General features: G+C 64.9%; 1 protein-coding gene. It reads left to right on the top strand.

The window, feature by feature from the left end:
* Positions 1 to 653 precede the first annotated feature (653 nt).
* Positions 654 to 1904 (top strand): group II intron reverse transcriptase/maturase, encoded by a 1251-nt coding sequence (ltrA, locus tag ABD299_RS08515; RefSeq protein ID WP_344260023.1) that lies wholly within the window; start codon positions 654 to 656, stop codon positions 1902 to 1904.
* Positions 1905 to 2129: the final 225 nt, after the last annotated feature.

Genomic DNA, 2129 nt, shown 5'->3' with positions numbered 1-2129 from the left:
GCGAGTGATCTTGGTCGTGAACTCATCTACCAGGAGCTTGTGTGCCACGAACGCGGGAGATCGGCGGTGGTAGCGGCTGGTTGAGCGTGGTGCTGCACGGGAGATGAAGGATGTTCGGCCCTTCGGAGCCGCCTTTCGGGAGGAGGCTTCAAACCGCCCTCCGCTGCGTTAGCTGAAGCCTGTCGTGGTGAGCGGGAGGGAAAAGGCGTCCGTGAGGCGTCAGGTGGGGATCAAGAAGGCGTTGCATCGAAAGCCTCGTGAGGGGTTCTCCGCGGAAGCGTCGTTAGGTATGAAGTGACATCGAAACCGGGTCTTTAAGCTCAACCCGGGATAAGCCTGGCGGGTGCCCGAGTATTGGCCAGGTGGTGTCCGGCGCAGAGGTGGCGCGATCTTGATCTGCTGCTCTCGTGTGGAACGTGGGATGGCGTGTCCCGACACAGCCCGAGCCTTGAAACAAGGGGCCGGGTGAGAGGGAGTTCCCCAAGCGTCTGAAACGCGAGGGGGTGAGTACCGTCGCGGGACGCGCAGGCGGACCGGCTCGTAGTAGTGACGATCCTCCTGCTTGATGCGGTGGGGCGGGGAGCGAAGGGGCCGGCTTGACCGTGGTTCGTTGATGAGATCAACCGGGCGCTGCGGCGGCCGGGAGGAGTCGCGTGGACGGGCAGAGACCATCAGGCAAACCGTTCGACATTTCCAAACAGGAGGTCTGGGACGCTTATCAGAAGGTGCGGGCCAACAAGGGTGCGCCGGGAGTGGACGGCTGTTCGATCGAGGATTTCGAGAAGGATCTGAAGGGCAACCTTTACAAGATCTGGAACCGGATGTCCTCGGGCAGCTACTTCCCTCCTCCCGTGCTGGCGGTGGAGATCCCCAAAGCACACGGCGACGGCATCCGGGTTCTGGGGGTGCCGACCGTCGCGGACCGGATCGCGCAGACCGTCGTGGCCGCCCGGCTGGAGCAGGCGGTGGAACCGAAGTTCCATCCCGACTCCTACGGGTATCGGCCGGGACGGTCGGCGCTGGACGCGGTGGCCAGGTGCCGGGAGCGCTGCTGGGGCAACGACTGGGTGGTCGATCTCGACATCCAGAAGTTCTTCGACAGCGTCCCCCGGGACCTGATCGTCAAGGCGGTCGAGGTCAACACCGACCAGCCCTGGGTCGTGTTGTACGTCAAGCGGTGGCTTACCGCGCCCGTGCAACGGCCCGATGGCTCGCAGGCCGAACGAGACCGGGGGACCCCACAGGGGTCAGCGGTCTCTCCCGTGCTGGCCAATCTGTTCTTGCACTACGCGTTCGACGAGTGGATGGCCCGACGGTTCCCGGCGGTGCCGTTCGAGCGGTATGTCGATGACGCGGTGGTGCACTGCCGCAGTGAGCGTCAGGCCCAGATGCTGGTCGCGGCGATCGGTGAGCGGATGGAACAGGTCGGGCTGCGGCTTCACCCGGACAAGACCCGGATCGTCTACTGCAAGGACGGAAAGCGCCGGGGCTCCTTCGAGCACACGGCGTTCGACTTCCTGGGGTTCACGTTCCGGGCGCGGGCGGTCCGCAGCAGACAGGGGACCGTGTTCACGGGCTTCGGTCCGGCGGTCTCCAAAGCCGCCAGGCGAAAGATGAGCGAGACGGTGTGGTCCTGGAGGCTGCACCGCCACACCTCCCTCTCCGGGCAGGACCTCGCACGATGGCTCAACCCGATCGTGTCGGGGTGGATGAACTACTACGGCCGCTTCTACCGGTCGGAGCTGTATCCGCTGCTCAGGCGCATCAACGTCTACCTGGTGCGCTGGATGAGGAAGAAGTACAGACGGCTGAGGACCTTCACCAAAGCGCATGCCGCATGGAAGCGCACGACACGCCAGTACCCGCGCTTCTTCGCGCACTGGCGGTGGGTCCCGGAGTTCTGACGGCGAGGTTGAGAAGAGCCCGGTGACGGGAGACTGTCACGCCGGGATCTGTGGGAGCCCGGAGGTGAAACCCCTCCGGGCCACCCGACCACCCCTGTCCGCACCCCACCCCCAGACCAACACCAGCCCTCACCAACCAGGTTGGAAAAGGCTCAGTGTGGTGAGGGCTGCTGTCACCGCCGCTGGCGTCGTTGCTGTTGCTGTCGTCGCAGCGAGATCGGCATG

Origin of the sequence: Streptomyces sodiiphilus, from assembly GCF_039529215.1 — a bacterium.
Lineage (GTDB): Bacteria > Actinomycetota > Actinomycetes > Streptomycetales > Streptomycetaceae > Streptomyces > Streptomyces sodiiphilus.
This window is presented reverse-complemented; position numbering and strand designations above follow the sequence as displayed.